Raw genomic sequence first — 18400 nt, forward strand, 5'->3', positions numbered from 1 at the left:
AGACGCGGGAGTTTTTGATTACGTTGAAAAAGCGAGTCGATTAACGATAACCATTGGGGTTATGAGACTGCCAGTTCCAGGTATCGCGCATCATCTGATCGATGCCGCGAGATACGCGCCAGTTCAGCTCTTTGTCCGCCAGCGACGCGTCCGCCCAGAAGGCCGGCAAATCGCCATCACGACGCGGCAGGATCTGATAAGGGATGGCTTTGCCTGCCGCTTTCTCAAAGGCTTTCACCATCTCCAGCACGGAGTAGCCTACCCCGGCGCCCAGGTTATAGGCTTTATAACCTTCAATAGCCGCGATATGGTCCAGGGCCTTCAGATGGCCTTCGGCCAGGTCCATCACATGAATGTAATCACGCTCACCCGTACCGTCTTTGGTCGGATAGTCCCCACCGAAGATGCCGAGCTTCTCAAGACGGCCAATGGCAACCTGGGCAATATAAGGCAGCAGATTGTTGGGAATGCCATTCGGATCTTCACCAATCTGACCCGACTCATGTGCGCCCACCGGGTTAAAGTAGCGCAGCGCGATGGTTTTAAATTCCGGGTTTGCCCTGGCGTAATCCCGCAGGATCTGCTCCACCATCAGCTTAGACGTGCCATAAGGACTGGTGGTTCCGCCAATCGGCGTGGTTTCCACATAGGGAACCGGGGCATCAGCACCGTATACGGTAGCCGAGGAGCTGAAGATAAACTGATTGACCCCGGCGCTGCGCATCTCGTCCAGCAGCACCAGCGTACCGGTGACATTGTTCTGGTAGTATTCCAGCGGCTTACGAGTCGACTCCCCTACCGCCTTCAGGCCGGCGAAGTGGATCACCGCGGTGATGCTGTTGCTGGCAAAAATATCGCGCAGACAGGCCCGGTCAAGGATATCCCCTTCACAGAAGGTCGCGGTCTTACCGGTCAGCTGTTCAACGCGGCGAATCGACTCACGAGAGGCGTTACTCAGGTTGTCCAGTACCACCACGTCGTCACCGCGCTGCAATAACGACAATACCGTATGAGAACCGATGTAACCTGCCCCGCCCGTTACTAAAATAGCCATTTTGACTCCTTCAGACCACGCCCGGCGCGGCCCTCATCGATTACATTTATTTTGCCAGGATTTTCTGAATTTCTTCGCGGAATTCGCGACCCTGGGCGTGATTACGCAGGCCCCAAGTGACGAACGCTTTCATGTAGCCCAGTTTACGCCCGCAGTCGAAGCTGTCGCCACTCAGCAGATGCGCATCAACCGGCTGTTTCTTGTTCAGATTAGCGATGGCATCGGTGAGCTGATAGCGGCCCCAGGCGCCCGGCTCCAGGTTTTCCAGTTCGGCCCAGATATCAGCAGACAGCACGTAGCGGCCCACGGCGGCCAGATCGGAGTTCAGCGTCTGTGGGTTCTCAGGCTTCTCCACGAAGTCAACAATAGAGCTGACTTTGCCCGGGAAGTCCAGCGGCTCCTGAGTAGTGATCACGGAATATTCAGACAGGTCGTCATCCGGCATGTGGTGCGCCAGCACCTGGCTGCGTCCGGTCTCTTCAAAGCGGGCCACCATCGCGGCCAGGTTGTAACGCAGCGGATCGGCGCTGGCGTTATCCAGCAGCACGTCAGGAAGCACCACCACGAAGGCCTGGTCGTGCAGCATCGGGCGCGCGCAAAGCAGGGAGTTGGCCAGACCCAGCGGCTGCGGCTGGCGGACGTTCATGATCGTCACACCCGGCGGGCAGATAGACTGCACTTCGCTCAGCAGCTGACGTTTTACACGCGCTTCTAGCAGGGCTTCCAGCTCGTAAGATGTATCAAAGTGGTTTTCAACCGCATTCTTGGAGGCATGGGTGACCAGAACAATTTCCTTGATACCCGCCGCCACACACTCATCGATGATGTACTGAATCATCGGCTTGTCGACAACAGGCAACATCTCTTTAGGAATGGCTTTTGTAGCAGGGAGCATATGCATACCGAGACCCGCAACCGGGATAACTGCTTTAAGCTTGGTCATAGTGTTTCCATATAAATGAAGTAAAAACGTTGACTGATTATGCAATAAAGAGATGATTCACAAGTATAATCTTTATCTGAAAAATTATCAGCCAGGGCCGGTAATAAAAAAGGCCACCCGCCGGGTGACCTTATATTTATTACCGGGTTACAGCCACTGCGTGAACCATTCCGGCCTGATGAACAGATTAAAATAACTGACCAGTGCCATGATGCCGGTAAATACCAGCGCCACCGACATCCACTGACGGGCGTAAGGGATAAACGGAATGCCAATCACCGGCTTAATGAAGAACGGATGGGCAAAGGCAGAAATCAGCACCTGTGAAATCGACAGCGTCAGTGCCACGTACCAGACGTTCGGCCAGATCCAGGTGGTTGCCAGTACCATCACCACAATGATGCTTGCCACCACGTTCCACCAGAACTCGACGTTGGTCCGGCCGTTTGCCTGAGAAATCGCTCCCGTCAGCCCCCCCATCGGGCGCAGCATACCGAACAACAGCATCAGCGGGATCAGATGCCCCACCGCCTCATGCGCCGGGCCATAAAGCAGGCGCACCACGACGGGTGACAGAATGCCGATAGCCAGATACATCAGGCTGCTGAACAGCATAATCATGAACGTGCCCTTCAGGAACAGCTTCTGCAGCTGGGCAGGTTCGTGCTGTTTCTCGGCAAAGCGCGGCAGCGCCAGGCGGTTAATCACCGGCGTCACCAGCTTCAGCGGCTGCAGCACCAGTTCCTTGGCCAGCGAGTAGACGCCCAGCATCTCGGCGCCCATCACTTTACCGACAATCAGGGAGTCAGCCTGCGTACGCAGCTGGTTAATGGTCTGCGAACCCAGTTGATAAACGCCATATTTCATTGAACTGAAAAAGGTCGATTTATCAAACTCAAAGGTTGGCCGCCACGACTTCTCACCAAACCAGATCATACACAGTATGCGCATGGCGGCATTAGCAAACAGCCCGAGGATCACCGCCGAGACATTCAGCGGGGAGTAGTAGAGCAGCCCAACCGTCAGTACAAACGCCAGGAACTTAGTGACCATCTCTATTTTGGCCAGCAGCACCATGCGTTTGGCTTTAACAAAGTGGGCCTGATACTGCGAAAGTGAGCCCAGCACCAGGAAGTTGATGCTGGTCAGCATGATCAGCCCGGTCAGCTCCGGAATATGATAGAAATGGGCAATCGGCCAGGCAATCGCTATCAGCAGCAGCCCGGTCAGCAGACTGAGCAGAACGTTCACCCAGTAGATGGTGCTCTGCTCTTTGCGGGTAATATTCTGGCGATGCACGATGTAGCTGCTCATCCCCATATCCTGCAGTACCATTGCCACCGCGAGGATGGCGTTGATAATGGCCAGGATACCCAGTTCATGCGTCTCCAGCTTGCGTGCCAGCACCCCCAGCTGTACGACCTGTAACACCGCAGCGAAACAGGTACCGCCAAACAGCCATACGGCCTGATTTTTTAAACTACTCACGCTAATTGCTCCAGAATTTCTGCCAGCTCACGGTAGGCAATATGCTGGTTAAATTCGGTTTCCACCCGCTGACGGGCGGCGATAACCACGGGAGCCACATCGGCCTCACCGCGTGACAGCTTCAGCAGGATCGCTGCCAGCGCCTCCGCATCGCCTTCCGGCGCCAGCCAGCCGGAAACATTGTGCTCTATCAGCTCGGGAATGCCGCTGTGCTCGCTGGAGACGACCGGTAAGCCCACCGCCATCGCTTCCATCAGCGCCACCGGGATGCCCTCCATATCGCCGTCAGCAGCGGTCAGGGAAGGCAGGAGGAAGATATCGGCTTCATCCAGATAGCGTTTAATCTCTTCCTGCGGCTTGAACCCGACCATTTTTACACAGTCGGTCAGGTCGGCGGCTTCGATCGTTGACTGCAGCGACGCTTCCAGATCGCCGTTGCCAACGATGGTGTATTCAAACTTGCCGCCCCGGGCTTTAAGCAGCTTGCAGGCGTCAATCGCCACGCCCAGACCTTTCTTTTCGGTCAGGCGCGCCACGGTGAGGATACGTAACGGCTGGTGCAGCGCATCACGGATTTTGAGATTAAACTTCTCCGGCTCGATGCCCATCCGCGTGACGTGAATTTTCTCCGGGGGGCAGCCCATGGTAATCAGCTTTTTTTCCCACAGATGACTGATTGGCAGCAGCAGTTCCGTCTGGGTGAACAGGCGCGCATAGTCGTCTTTGTGCTCGTCCAGAATATGACGGCGGGAGATATCCGCCCCGTGGAATACCGTGGCCTGCTTGCCCTGCAGCACATTCAGCTCGCGCAGTTTGTTGGCCAGCGCACCGGCGTAGCCGAAGTGCACGAGGAACACATCGGCCACGAACGGCTTTTTGTTAGCGGCGACGATAGCCGGCAGCAGCAGCTTGCTGGACTGGGCGCCGTAGCGCCCGATGTTGAAGGATTTTAAGGTGGCCGTATTGAGGATTTTTGGCAGGACAATCTGCAGACGCTGTTTCAGCTTATCGGCATTAGTGACCTTCTCCTCGGGCAGCAGATAGTGAGTCTTCTCTGCCAGATTGTAGCGATCGAACGCGCCGTGACGGTTAACCAGATCGCCAGGAAACACCGAGATAATCTCGACGTCGTAGCCAATATCAATAAAATGCGTGACCTGATTCAGTACAAAGGTTTCAGAGGAAACCGGAAATCGCATTGTGAAGAATGTCAGTTTCATGGGTTCACCCTAAGCGTTTAACCACGTCGTCGGTAATACGGTTACCCAGAATCCGTTCCTGTTCCACAGCAAGGTCGACCTGCTGTTTCACCGCATCGTAGTTATCCAGCACATTATTCACCCGGGTGATAATGCTGCCGTCCATCAGACTTTTCACATCGCTGGCCATGTCCGGCAGGCCCAGCTGGTTCATCACGCCGAGAGACTTGTGCTCATAGTTAATCGCCACCGCAGGGGTGCCAAAGTTCATGGAGATAATCGCGGAGTGCAGACGGGTGCCGATGGTCAGATGGCACTGGCCCAGCAAAATACCCAGCTCAAGGTCATTAAACTCATCCATGATCACGTGGTATTTATCTTTCTCATCAATGTGATCGCTGAGGGTCATCGCCACCATGCGGTCATCTTTGTTGTAGCTGTCGATGCCGGTACAGGTAGAGAACGCCACCACCTGGTAGCCACGGGCGATCATCGCGTTAATCACGCGGCCAAATGCCGCTTCATACTGCTGCTGGGTAACACCCAGGCGCTTATCAAATGGGGCCAGTTCGCGCACCGTGATCGCAATGGTCTTCTGCTGGCCAATCACCTGCTGCCAGTGAACCAGGTTATGGCCCGGCTCTGCCACCTCACGTGCCCGCACCAGGAAGGCGGTATCAGCACCTTTTACCACTTTCCCGGTGGTGATACCGCCCTGCTTCATCATCTCCAGGCTGACGCTCTCACGCAGCACCAGACTGTCGACGCGGTCGAACACGAAATTCGCAACCTCATTAAAACGCGGCTTCTGGAATGGGCCGACACTGTGGCCAATAAGGTGGATCGGTTTTTTTGCCAGCAGCGCGCAGAGTGAATGTTCGAACTGCAGTGGACCGTACAGGTCGACAAAGAACGAACCGCCCACCTGGATAATCGCATCGTATTGCTTCAGGTTATCGCTGAAAGTCTGGAGATAGTCCGGCACCGGGAAAAGCTTGAAAATCCCCCGATTCGCAATATGGGCCATCATAATCTTTGGCATCAGACGACGCTTAATCTTATCGACCAGCTTATTTTTACCCTTTTTAGTTTCTAAAAAGAGCGCATCAGGCAGAATATCTTGCTGGAGCAGATAACCAGAACTGGTTGGATAACGGCTAATCACATCAATATCGAGATCGTTCCTTGCCAGGTTTAACGAATCAATAATCCCGCGTAAAATTGCGCCATCCCCGCGATTTCCGCATGTATGATTGCCAACTAATAAAATCTTCATAACTACTCCAGAAAAATTTTTGTAATTTTTACAGGCCTAATTAGCCAATAAGTGATTAATTAATAAGTCTTATTGTTTATAAAATGCCAAAATGCGATCGATCCAGTCTAACCATGTAAAACAGGCTGCCTGTCCTTGCCCTGGAAAAACAGCCTGATAACTCTGAAAATTCCTGGTATTAACGGAAGCTGACGCTTATTTCAGCGAAAAGTAAGGGATGGCGACCTGTCGGCCGTTCAGCACGACAGACACATACCCTTCCGGGCGATCGGTATTGACCTGGTCAGCGCTCAGCGGTCGTGAAGCCATCAGCAGATCCCCCGCCTCATTCGCCCCGATGCCGGCCTTACCGTTGTGCAGGCTGAAACGCTGGCTGGCACGGCTGACGTTTTTTCCGGAGGGCGGCTGACCAAAGGCCATGCTGCTGTCGAAACGGGCGCAGCGACCGGTTTTAAAGCGGTCTTTCGCCGTGGTCTTGATCAGCACGCCGGCAGAGGCCACCCAGCCGTCGATTTTGATAAACACCCGCACATCCGTGTCATGCGGGGTTTCAATCATTACGTCCAGCACCGGGCTGGCCCCTTCGGCATGCCAGGCAGCTTCAAATTTGTGCGTTTTACGCTGCAGGCTGATTACCGCCCTGCCGCCGGTCGTTTTGTCGCCCACCACCTTATTCAGCGGTGCGCTGCCGCTGCCGTTGCTGAAGGAGGACTGACCAAAGATTTCGATCTCCCACGCATCGCCCACGTCCGGCGTATAAATGTTACCGAGTTCAACCCACTTCTGTTGCGCCGTGTTGTTTTCAATACGAAAACGCGAGGTCAGGTAGTTGTATTTCATACTGCCGTCAACGGCGATACCGTAGGACTCAACGCGCGTTGACCCCCGCTCCCAGGCCCCCAGCCACTCGCCTTCCGCCAGCGAATTATCAATCCAGCTTCCGGCCTGCAGATTGGTCTGACGCATGTTGAGGCGCGAGTTATGCGCAATCAGCGGGTTTTTACAGGTTTCCAGGCTCAGGGCATCGATAATCCACTGCCCGTTGGAGATATCCCCCGGGAATTCAGTATGTTCAATCCAGCCGTTGTGGATCAGCGACTGACCGCAGCGTTGCAGGTTCAGCACCTTGCCGTCGGTACAGTACTGCGCGTTAAAGTTGGACAGCTCGATGGCGGTGCTGTGGTCCCATTTGCCCTTCGGCGCATTAGACCAGACCGACTTAATGACATCGCCGCTGCAGCGCAGGGCATACCACTGGTCAATTTTACAGTCGAGGGTATCCATCAGGCTGATCGCCGTGCCGCCGACGCGTACAAAGCGCAGACAGGCTCCACGGAAATACTGGCCGCCTTCACATTTGTTGTCGAAGAAGCCCTGTTTATTCGCCTGTGTATCCGTCCGGCCGTTAAACTGCAGGTTACTGACCTCTACCCAGCGGGTGTTTACCTTAAAGACAAAGTCAGATTCGCCGTCGGAGACAATGGTAGTCGCCGGGAAGTAGCCAAAGTTGACCATCGCCCCGGAGACGCGGAAGAAGCGGGTCTGCTCGCGGGAAAAATCACAGCCGCTGACAAAGAACGTTCCCGCCGGGAACTGCAGGCAGATCTGCTGGCTGGCGTCCTGCGCCCACTGGTACATCGCTTTTATTGCCGGGGCAGCGTCAGTTTTACCATCGGCAATGGCACCGAAGTCAAACAGGGTCAGCCGGTTAAAGTCTTCGACCACGCGACGCCAGTGGTAATCCGCTCCGGAGGAGATCGTCACGCCGCCGTCGTCCTTTGCGGCTTCCAGCGTGCCAACAAATTCGCCGCCGCCCACTTCCAGCCCTTCATGCCAGCTTTTAAGCTTGATTTTAGCGCCGCTGAACAGCGGGCGCGTTTTCCGCAGATCGTCGACCGAGGCAATTTCACCAATCAGCTGATAGCCCGCAGGCTGCGCCAGGCGCTGGCTGAAATTATTCGCCCCCCGGGTCACATCCGGGATGTTAAACAGCGTATTGCCCGCATCGTCGACCACCGCCATCGAATGAGAAGGGTCGGCGATCAGGGCGGCATTGTCGGCAATAAACTGCTCAAAGCTGCCTTTATTCAGCGCCACCGGCTGCTGTACCTGCGACAGTTTGCCGGAGGCATCGCGTAGATAGAGGTTAATCAGGTTGCCTGGCTGAGTCGGATCTGCACCCGCCTTACCGATCCAGAGCTTACCGTTAAAATTCTTCCAGAACTGATCCGGCATGGTGTAGACGTTTTCCGGCGTCAGGATCGGTACATCGCCCTTAGGCAGTTCGCCAGGTCCGATCCCTTTCAGCGCCAGGGAAGGCTCGCTTTTCGCTGCGGCGCTGGAAAACGAGCTGACAGACAGCCCGGCAAGAATCGACGAGAACGCCGTCAGTAATTCTCTTCTTTTCATTGGTGTTATCCCGTGGTCAATTTTTTGGGCCTGCAAGGCAGGCATGGAACAGATGTCCAGAGATACTCACTGCGGAGCTGTGCCGCCCTTAAAGCAGGGACAGCCAGCTCTCTTTAATCACTTTGCCGTCGAATTTGCGCGAGGTGGTCTGGGTTGCCGCGCTCATGGCATAGAACAGGGCATCGTCACTCGCGAGCCGGTTCATACAGTCGATAAAGCGCGCCCTGTCGTTCATCGCCACCAGGAAGCCATCTTTCTCGTGGTTAATAATTTCCTGCGGTCCGGTCGGGCAGTCATAGGCAACCACCGGCAACGACCACGACTTGGCCTCCAGCAGCACCAGCGGCAGTCCTTCGTAACGCGAGGTCATCAGTGCCATATCGCTGTCGCGGTAGTAGTCATTGATATTGCTGACGCGGCCAACGAAGTTGACGCTGTCGCTGATGTTCAGCCGGGCAGCCTGAGCCACCAGCGCCTCCTTCAGCTCACCGTCGCCGGCAATGACCAGTTTCCAGTCAGGGTGGGTTGCCACAAACCCCTGCCAGACGTCCAGCAGCAGATCGAACCCTTTCTGATGATCAAGACGGCCCACCGCCAGCGCCTGATAGTGACGCTGCGTGCGCTGAAGATTTTTGTACACCACAGGATTGGGGATGGTTTTGCTGGGAATATTCCAGCCGTTAAACACCTGATGGTCTTTATCGGTCAGTACGATCACGCGATCGTAGTAACGCAGCGCCAGGTATTTAAGGAGTTTGATCGGTTTGCTGAAGGAGTTGATGGCCACATGCTCGCAGGCGTAGACGCGGGCAGGCTTCTTTTTCATCGACATCATGCTGTATAACGCAAACATCACGCTCAGGCGGCCCATGCTGATCAGAAACACCGCATCAAACTGCTGCTGATGGATCTTGTTCACGGCGGCCTTCAGCGGATTTTTTTCGCCGTTGAAGCTGACAATTTGCTGTACCTGGTTGAAAGGATAAAACGGTTCCCCCGACCCTTCCAGCGAATAGATGGTCACCTCATGCTGCTCACCAAAACATTCAGACATGAAATTACAGATATTCTCAGTTCCGGCATAGGAATAGGCATCCTTAATGACCAGTACGATTTTTTTCATTGTCTTCATCACCTCAGATTAACGATGCTTCAGGGTAAATAACACGCCGTTAACCATGTACCAGACGTAGTAGTAATAAACTTTAAGCGGATTATTTTTATAAATGTATTTCAGTAAGTCCAGGTGCCACTTTGCCGCTTTGTTTTTATTGCGCGACAGGGAATTACCCATTTCATAATAGGTCACCAGATTCTTATCAATCACCCGCGCCTGCTTATACTGCTCAAACAGTTCATACAGGAAGAGGAAGTCCTCATGTCCTTTTTTCTTAAACAGTACGGGCTTTGCCGGGCGACGATAGCAAACGGAAGAGAAACAGATACGGAACTGTTTTTTAACAAAATCATCTTTCATCAACAGTGACTTACCGTAGCGCACGTCATAAGCTTTGCTACGTGACTGGTAACGGTAATCGCTGATCACCAGGTCATGCCCCGCGTTGAGCTGGGCGATCTGCAGCATCAGTTTGTCGCGGGCCCATTCGTCATCACTGTCAAGAAAAGCAATAAACGGCTCGGTCGCTGTGGTTAAGCCGACATTGCGAGTTTCTGCTGCGCCACGATTTACCTCGTTGCTGAGGATTGTAATGCGCGGATCGGTACAGTGCTGCTGCACAAATTCCAGTGAGTCATCGGTAGATTTATCGTTAATAAGATAGATCCGCCAGTCGGTATAGGTTTGATCAATCACCGACTGTACCGCCCGCAAAATGGTCGCGCGCGCATTGTACATTGGGATAATAATCCCTACCGTGCCGATTTGATTATTCATCTGATACCCTGAATCTGAGTCATTCATTAAGTGATAGTCATCATTCGGGCCGGCTATCCGGCCCGGACGTTAAAAAAGACGGAACAGCGGTGCAATGCTGTAACCATTAATCGACTGCACGGAGAGGATGGTGTTATACGCCAGATAATAAGAGGTCATGGCAAACAGCAGTCCAAAGTTCAGCAGCGGATTTCGTATGCGCGTCATCAGGAACGCCAGCAATAAAGGTTCACAGTGCAGGAACAGATTACCGACGCGCCCCCCGATAATAGAGAAGTCGGAGAAGATAATGCGCACGGCCGCACCGGCTGAATAGGCGATAAACAGGATATAGGCGACCCTGTCTTCCGGCTTAATCGGCCGGTTAAAATAGACCACGGTGAAGAAGGCGATAAACGCAATATTTTTTAAGTTCGCCAGGCCAAACACCGGCGAGGCGGCATCAAACACCGTCCCGCTGTAGCCCATCGCACGGTCACCGATAACCGGTACAATCCCCAGAGAGTCGAGGAACAGTTTTTTCCCGCCGATCAGACCCAGCGGGATCGCCGCCAGCACCATCGCAATACCGAAGTATTTACGCTCGCGCAGGAACAGGAACGGTGCAACCATCAGCACGGCGTAGCCCGTGGAGTGGGACTGGGTACTTAACACCAGGAAGACAAACGCTACGAAATACTTGCGCCCCGCCGCCGAGCAGAGGCAGGCAACCGCAAAGGCGCTGGACAGGCCGAAGCGGATCTGATTCATATCTTTGTTGATAAACAGGTGCGCGGAGTAAAGACACAGCGAACACAGGATCAGCGGAGAGTACTTTTTAAATATCCAGGCGTTAGTGGACACCGCAATAAAGGCGATGAACAGCAGGAAAAAGTAGCTTTCATGGGTGAACCACGACAGCACCCAGGCCAGCAGCATAAACAGGTTCTCATAGCGGTAAATATCCGCTACGGTTTCGTAACCACTGATGCTGGTCTGACGGGAGAAATCATTAAAGAAGCCGAGATACTGCCAGTCATCGATACCGGAGTTCGGGCCCCTGAAACCCGCAAACATGATCAACGCCACCACCGCAATAAAGAAGAAGTAGGTGGTCACGCGCTTCATTTTTGGCTCATTCGCCTGGTTGATTGTCGCCAGTTCAAAAAAGCATAAAATCAGTATGCTGTAACTGACTATCCAATATATTGCCATAGAGTTTCCCACCCAATTATTATTCTTCTGGTCACGTTACTTTCCGCCCAGCCGCGCCCGTAATTTGTCTTTTACGCGGTTGAGGAAGTAGGTGCGGTTATCTTTATTGGTTAAGAAAAAGTAGCGGGCAAAGCTCAGGCTGGCCTGGAGGGATTTTCCGTCCATCTTGTAACGCAGCGGCAGCTTATACGCTTTATAGGTGTGAATATCCCGCCGGGTCAGATACGGCTTCATATTTTCAAGCCAGAAGAACGAGTATTTTACTGACTCGCCTTTATGCTTTGAGCCAAACTTTGTCACCAGATGATAGTTAGCCAGCGGCTGGTCAATCATAAAGAAGGTATAGCCGAGTTTGTCGGCGCGGATGCAGAAGTCGTAATCCTGATGGCGGATATACTTCTGATCAAAGCGAATTTCCTGCGCGTACTCGCGCTTCAGCACGATGGTGCTGGTCTGGATAAAGCCGTAGCAGCCAAACAGGTACTCGGCAACGGTTTCGTTACGCCCCACCTGCTGTAACGGCAGCACTTTCAGGAATTCACCGTCCTGAATAATGTTAACCTGGCTGTAGATGATAAAACGCTGCTGGCCCTGCTCTTCCAGCTGATGGATCAGCTTCAGGCTTTCCGCCAGCTTATCTTTATGCCACTCATCGTCCGCGTCGAGGAAGCTGATATAGTCCCCGGTCGCCAGCTCAATGCCTTTATTACGCGCGCCGGAGCCGTTCAGCTTCTCCTGCGACAGCACCAGGTTGATGTTGAGATGGCGGTATCGCTCTGACTGCACCACAGCGGCCAGCTGCTCTGCGTCAGCCGATTTATCATCAATGATAATCACTTCAAAATGCGGATAACTCTGGGCTGCCACGCAGTCCAGCGTCGTCACGATAGATTCGGATGCATTATATGCAGGAATGACGATCGAAAAGAAAATATCCTTCATTGCCAGGCACCTTTATAAACGGTCACAAACAGACACTCACCAGAAAAAAAGGAACCTTTACCCACGGGGTATAAAGGTTCCTCAGGGTTATTAGCTTTTCGCATCCTGCTTGTAGCTGTAGTCGTAATAGTCATAGCCGTAACCATAGGCATTGGCTGACTTACGGACGACGGCGTTGAGGATAACCCCTTTAATATCGATACCGTTCTGGGCAAAGCGCTTGTAGCTGATTTCCACTTCTTTAAGGGTGTTGGTTTCGAAACGTGCCACCATCAGCGAGGTTCCGGCCAGCTTGCCGATAATGGAGGCGTCGGTGACGGCCAGAATTGGCGGCGTATCAATCAGCACCAGGTCATAGTTCTTGCTGGCCCAGTCGAGCAGCTCATTCATGCGGCTGTGCATCAGCAGCTCGGACGGGTTCGGCGGCACCTGACCACGGGCAATGAAGTCAAAGCCGAAGTCGCCATGCTGGATCAGATCCGGCGTGAACGGCGTCTTTCCTGACAGGATATTGGACAGACCGGTTTTGCTCTCCGCACCCAGCAGTTCGTGCGTATAACCGCGACGCATATCACCATCAATAAACAGGACTTTCTGACCGGCTTTCGCCACCAGCGTCGCCAGGTTAGAACAGATAAAGGTTTTACCTATCCCCGGGCTGGCACCGGTGATCATCAGAATGTTGTTTTTCGCTTCCATCATGGCGAAGTGCAGGCTGGTACGCAGGCTGCGGATCGCTTCAATTGAAAGGTCTGTCGGGTTACCCAACGCCAGCAGGCTGTTATGCGGATCGGTTTTCCCTTTAAGATTACGTTTGGCCAGGGCCTCCGCATCTTTCTTACGCTGCCACTCGGAGAGCGGAACGCTGGCATACACGCTCAGGCCCAGCTCTTCCAGCTGCTCCGGGTTGTCGATACCGTGGTGGAACAGTGCTTTCAGCAGCACCAGACCGACGGAAACCACCAGACCGGCCAGCAGGCTGGCGACAATCAGCATCAGTTTCTTCGGTGCGACAGGTGTTCCCGCCGTTTCAGCATGATCGATGATGCGGACATCACCCACGGTGCTGGCCTTGCTGATACTCAGTTCCTGCTGACGGTTCAGCAGCTGCATGTAGATTTCCTGCCCTGCCTGCACGTCACGCGTTAAACGCACAATTTCCTGCTGAGTCTGCGGCATCTGACTGATTTTGCCGTTCAGCTTTTTCTGCTCGTTTTCCAGCGTCTGGCGTTTTTCCAGCAGCGCGCGGTAGGTCGGGTGGTCTTTGGTAAACAGCTGCGACACTTCGGCTTCACGGAAGGTCAGTTCGTTTAGCTGGCTCTGAATGCTGACGGAAGAGTCGAGTGCCGACTTCGCTTCCAGCGACATATCCACCGAATCATTCTGGCGGCGGAAGACGTTAAGTTTATCTTCTGCCTGATCCAGCTTACCGCGCACTTCAGGCAGCTGATTTTTCAGGAAGGCCAGACTCTTCTCCGCTTCTTCAGATTTGCGCTCAACGTTCTGGTACAGATAGTTATTGATAATCTGATTCAGCACCTGGCTAATTAATACCGGATCTTCCCCGGTATAGGTCAGGCCCAGCACGCCGGTGTCTTTGCCCATATCGGCAACGGTCAGATTGTTATAAATCAGTTTGATGGCCTGCAGGTCGCTCAGTTTTGTCACGGTGAAGCTGGTGCCCTCATCCGCTTTGATATCGCTGACCAGCATTGTGACATCACCGTGCTGCTCGAACTGACCGACTTTGCCTTTAAACAGCTCATCGCCGTCTTTGCTTACGGTGTAGCTGTCTGGCCCGTTGACTTCGATCGTCAACTGGCGCTTATCCCATACGGCCGGCACTTTCAGGCGCGAAACGGCGATCTGCTCCGGCTTACCGCCCATCATGCGCGACAGGCCTTTACCGATAAGCGGGAAATAGTCCTGCTGCACCAGCACATCCAGACCGAGGTCGGTCACGGTTTTACCCAGCACCATACGTGACGTCACAATCTGGACTTCTGTCGCTGATGCGGGCTGTGCGTTCGGCATCATCTGCGTCAGGTCATTCAGCACGGTGTTGGCATTCTTCTGCTCAACCTGCACCATCGCGTCCGCACTGTATATCGGTGTGGCAAACAGGCTGTACAGCGTGCCCATCAGCATAAACAGTGCGGTAACCGCAACAATTATCCAGCGATGGTCAATAAGTTGCCCCACAAGATGCGCCAGATCGAACCCGTTCGAATCGTCTTGCGGCGCTGACGGTGCCTTACTTTTTATTTTCATGGATCATCCCAACTATCGGCTTAATGCGTTGACCCATTTCTGGGCAGCGTTTTCAAGGATTCCGTACACGGCCTCAAAGGCATCGCGGCTTTTTTTATACGGGTCGGCAATTTCCTGCTGGTTGATCCAGTGACCAAACAGCATGGTTTTGCCTCGTACGGAAGGGTTGATGCGGCAGACCTGGTCGACATGTTTTTTTTCCATCACCAGGATTAAATCGTAATCCCGGCACATGCCAGAAGTCAGTTGCTGTGCCACATGCCCCTGCAGTGACACCCCACGTTCTGCGGCCACGCTGCTGGCAGTCTCGTCAGCAGCCTGGCCCACCATGGCCCCCAGTCCCGCGGATGCGATATTCTTCTCAGGAAGTGCGGATTTCAGCAGCCGCTCCCCGGTGGGGGAGCGGCAGATATTTCCGATACAAACAACTAAGATTGAATTAATCATAATGTTTCCCGGCGGTTACCAGTTATGAAGCGTCTGCACGGTACGGGTCGCATCGTAAACACCGCTGATGGTCGGAACGAGCTGCGAAATCACGCGGTTCCAACGTGCCAGAGGCGTCGAGGTGACGTAAACAATGTCATACGGTTCTAACTGGAATTCGGTCCCCATTACCATCGCGGCGGCATCTTTCGTATTCAGCTGATAGATGTTGGCGATCTTGCTGCGGTTAGGCCCTTTGGTCGGACGGATAACGAACACGCCCGTTGCATCGGCAACGGTCTGATCCATGCCCTGTGCATTGCCCAGCGCTTCAGACAGCGTCATACCGCTGCGGTCCATTTTCAGGGTGGCCTGCTGTTTCACTTCACCCATCACGAAGACTTTAAGGTCGTCGTTACGCGGTACATACAGAATGTCACCCGGGTAAAGCAGGTGGTTTTGCGACAGGTCGCCGTTCTGCATCAGTGCCTGCAGGGAGATCGGCTGCTCACGTCCGTTGTGCGTCAGCACCACGTTGCGCCAGTCGGCGGTCGCGGTTAAGCCACCGGCGGCATTGATGGCATCAAGAATGGTCAGCGGCACGTTAGTAATCGGCTGCTGACCTGAGGTGGTCACCTCACCCGTCACGTAGGTTTTTTGTGATTTAAACGAGGCGATGCTGACATCAACCTGCGGGCTTTCGATGTACTGAGCCAGGCGACGCGCGATCTCATCGCGGATCTCCTGCACCGTACGCCCTGCCACTTTCACCCGTCCGATATAGGGATAGAAGATAGTGCCGTCAGAATGGACCCAGTTACCGGTGTCGCTGGCGCTACGGTACTGGCCGGATGGTGTCGTCAGCTCCGGGTGATCCCAGACAGTGACGGTCAGTACGTCGCCCACACCAACGCGGTATTCATACGACTGCAGTTCACGCTGCAGGGCATCGTTCGCCTGAGCGACGACCGGTTTTGGCCGCATACGCTCAACCAGACTCGGTGTCAGCGGGAAGACATTAACGTATTTATCAATGTCGAAATCACTGTCCTGCTGTTTGACAACATCTTTACCCGAAGTGGAAAGGTGGCTACCCGGTTCGATAGTACAACCGGAAAGGAACGCTGCTGAAACCAGCAGGGGAATCAATTTAGTTTTGATTGTAATCATCTAGTTCATCGCTATCAGTAATGTGAATGATAGTGGCGAGACCGCCGCTGTGTAGCGTCTAAGCGTTGCTAATTGCTCAAATCAGGCACTGTATCTGTAGGTCATAATCTGTCAGCCCTCTGGCCCCGTTTAATAAGCCCCATCACGTTTCAGAACCACACCAACAGTTTTGAACAGAATGGCGATATCGTTCCACAGTGACCAGTTCTTGACGTACCACGAGTCGAAGTAAACACGGGTTTCATAATCCACGTCATTACGTCCACTTACCTGCCACAGACCGGTCATGCCTGGTTTGGCCATAAAGTAGTAATCAACATCACCCGCATAGCGTTCCAGTTCGGCTTCGATCACCGGACGTGGCCCCACCAGACTCATCTCACCGCGAACCACGTTCCAGAGCTGCGGTAATTCATCCAGGCTGGTCTTGCGGATAAAATGCCCCACGCGCGTAATGCGGGGATCATTTTTCAGCTTAAAGTCTTTGTCCCACTCTTCCCGGGCGGCCGGATCGGTGCGCAGGACTTCTTCCAGCACCTCTTTCGAATTCACCACCATCGAGCGGAACTTCAGACATTTAAATTTGCGGCCATTTAAGCCCACGCGTTCGTGGCCATATATCGGCGCACCGCCATCGCGGGAGACCATAAAGATCAGCGCGGCTAACGCCGGCAGCAGCATGGTAATAATGCTCAGAGCCCCTACGAGGTCGAAGGCGCGCTTCAGGAAACGTGACGTGCGCTTGGCGAGATTATTATTTACGCGCAGGATCATCACTTCATGGCTGAAGATATAAGCCATGTCCGTACCGTAAAGCGGTACACCACGTAATGAAGGAATAACCGACACCGAACGGCAGTTATGCTTGGCCAGATTTTTCAGCCACAGATCGCGGGACTGACTCTGCTCATATTCCACGGCGACAATAAACTGCGTTTCGCTGTTCACCAGCGACCACAGCGTCTGCTCGTCTTTAATCACCGGCACACCAAACAGCTCAAGGGCTGGCTGACTGCCGTCGACATCGAAGAAGGCCACCACGTCAAAGCCCATGACCTCTTCGCTCTGCAGCGCCTGCCAGGCTTCTTCGGCATTCTTGCCGCTGCCGAGAATAATGGATTGTTTCTTCCAAAGGTTTTTACGGTTAAGCACCCGTTTAACCACCGCACGGCCGACGGGGATCAACACCATCGCCAGCAGCCAGGTTAATGCCCAAATCCAGCGGGACAGTTCCCATTTGGACAATGCGCTGATGGACAAGGCAATAACGGAAAATACCAGCACTGTTCTCAGTGCTTCTTTTAACTCGAACCAGAAAGGTTTGCGGTATGTATAATGACGCAATCTCACCCAGAACCAACCGACACACACAACAGAAAGCATAATATGTGTCGCTATCGTCAATTTAAGATCGACAGAAGGAATATCTGACAGAATATCACCAGGGAAACTATTAATCAGCAAAATGGCCACGGCCAGTGCTGCATTAAAACAGATGAGATCTGAGAGAGCTAATGACAGTTTTATTAACAACCCTTTAAAGGTAAATTCAATATCGCGCATAGTTAACTCTTAATTTTATCTTAGAAAGCCTGTGTTTTATTGGTCTCTGACCTGGTGAGATGAGTATTTAATCAACACATCAGTTATTACACAGGAAACTTATTTAGGGAGTCTGACAAAAAGGTCATCGTAGCTGGCATAGCGGCTAGAGATTTTGGCAAGAAAATCAACATGAACGTTTACTGTTCCGCGGCGCTTCCTGAACAGTCTCAAGACTCGTCAGGACACGCTACCGCCCCTGGCTTGTAGCTGCCAATGCGCTGTAAAATGTTGCCGTTTCATGTTGTTTACCTGTCATCTCTCACGGCAGGCTTTAGCGTTCATTCAGCGGAAATGTGTCTTCATTCACATAAATCAACATTGGGTCCGCCTGCACTGCGCTAAATTCAACATCCACGCAGACATTCAGTAACACGTTGCTATACTAGTTATAACTGGCCTGTTTACAAGAGGCTCCCCGCGCCCGTACCTTCTTTTAGGATTAAGACTACGTTAATGCTGCGTCAGTACCGCTCATTCCCTTTCTCCTCTTAAAGTAAATTCAAGATTAATTCCCTGCCTAAAAATAAGA

The 18400-nt window shown here is 53.1% G+C and carries 14 protein-coding genes; all 14 read right to left on the reverse strand.

What is annotated here, in order from left to right; translation table 11 throughout:
* Positions 1-40 precede the first annotated feature (40 nt).
* Positions 41-1054, reverse strand: a complete 1014-nt coding sequence (gene galE / locus ACZ3HG_RS06320; RefSeq protein ID WP_465332329.1) for a UDP-glucose 4-epimerase GalE — start codon at positions 1052-1054, stop codon at positions 41-43.
* Positions 1055-1100: 46 nt separating this feature from the next.
* Positions 1101-1997 carry a UTP--glucose-1-phosphate uridylyltransferase GalF gene (gene galF, locus ACZ3HG_RS06325; RefSeq protein ID WP_062742820.1) on the reverse strand — a complete coding sequence of 299 codons (897 nt, stop codon included), beginning with the start codon at positions 1995-1997 and terminating at the stop codon, positions 1101-1103.
* Positions 1998-2144: 147 nt separating this feature from the next.
* A complete protein-coding gene (locus ACZ3HG_RS06330) occupies positions 2145-3485 on the reverse strand; it encodes a lipopolysaccharide biosynthesis protein (RefSeq protein WP_187510082.1) in 1341 nt (446 codons plus the stop codon).
* Positions 3482-4705 carry a glycosyltransferase gene (locus tag ACZ3HG_RS06335; protein ID WP_191936591.1) on the reverse strand — a complete coding sequence of 408 codons (1224 nt, stop codon included), beginning with the start codon at positions 4703-4705 and terminating at the stop codon, positions 3482-3484. Before ACZ3HG_RS06335 ends, ACZ3HG_RS06330 begins: the two co-directional genes overlap by 4 nt.
* A gap of 4 nt (positions 4706-4709) precedes the next feature.
* A complete protein-coding gene (gene wcaK / locus ACZ3HG_RS06340; RefSeq protein WP_465332332.1) occupies positions 4710-5960 on the reverse strand; it encodes a colanic acid biosynthesis pyruvyl transferase WcaK in 1251 nt (416 codons plus the stop codon).
* A gap of 195 nt (positions 5961-6155) precedes the next feature.
* The gene (locus ACZ3HG_RS06345; protein ID WP_465332334.1) at positions 6156-8369 is read right to left on the reverse strand and encodes a phage tailspike protein; all 2214 of its coding nucleotides are present in this window, start codon (positions 8367-8369) and stop codon (positions 6156-6158) included.
* Between the two features lie 88 nt (positions 8370-8457).
* Positions 8458-9492 carry a glycosyltransferase family 4 protein gene (locus tag ACZ3HG_RS06350; protein WP_465332336.1) on the reverse strand — a complete coding sequence of 345 codons (1035 nt, stop codon included), beginning with the start codon at positions 9490-9492 and terminating at the stop codon, positions 8458-8460.
* Between the two features lie 18 nt (positions 9493-9510).
* Positions 9511-10263 (reverse strand): glycosyltransferase family 2 protein, encoded by a 753-nt coding sequence (locus ACZ3HG_RS06355; RefSeq protein ID WP_465332338.1) that lies wholly within the window; start codon positions 10261-10263, stop codon positions 9511-9513.
* Positions 10264-10332: 69 nt separating this feature from the next.
* Complete coding sequence (locus ACZ3HG_RS06360) at positions 10333-11370, reverse strand: EpsG family protein (protein ID WP_244633617.1); 1038 nt, start codon at positions 11368-11370, stop codon at positions 10333-10335.
* A gap of 123 nt (positions 11371-11493) precedes the next feature.
* The gene (locus ACZ3HG_RS06365) at positions 11494-12399 is read right to left on the reverse strand and encodes a glycosyltransferase family 2 protein (protein WP_191932893.1); all 906 of its coding nucleotides are present in this window, start codon (positions 12397-12399) and stop codon (positions 11494-11496) included.
* A 90-nt stretch (positions 12400-12489) separates the two neighbouring features.
* Positions 12490-14670, reverse strand: coding sequence for a tyrosine-protein kinase Wzc (gene wzc, locus ACZ3HG_RS06370; RefSeq protein ID WP_187510081.1), 2181 nt, complete (start codon positions 14668-14670; stop codon positions 12490-12492).
* A gap of 12 nt (positions 14671-14682) precedes the next feature.
* Complete coding sequence (locus ACZ3HG_RS06375; RefSeq protein WP_062742829.1) at positions 14683-15117, reverse strand: arsenate reductase/protein-tyrosine-phosphatase family protein; 435 nt, start codon at positions 15115-15117, stop codon at positions 14683-14685.
* Positions 15118-15132: 15 nt separating this feature from the next.
* Positions 15133-16266, reverse strand: a complete 1134-nt coding sequence (locus tag ACZ3HG_RS06380) for a polysaccharide export protein (protein WP_062742830.1) — start codon at positions 16264-16266, stop codon at positions 15133-15135.
* 129 nt (positions 16267-16395) lie between these two features.
* Entirely contained in the window at positions 16396-17829 is a 1434-nt protein-coding gene (wbaP, locus tag ACZ3HG_RS06385) for an undecaprenyl-phosphate galactose phosphotransferase WbaP (protein ID WP_191932894.1), read from the reverse strand.
* Between the last annotated feature and the right edge of the window lie 571 nt (positions 17830-18400).

It is taken from the genome of Erwinia sp. PME.40.26/001, from assembly GCF_055556675.1.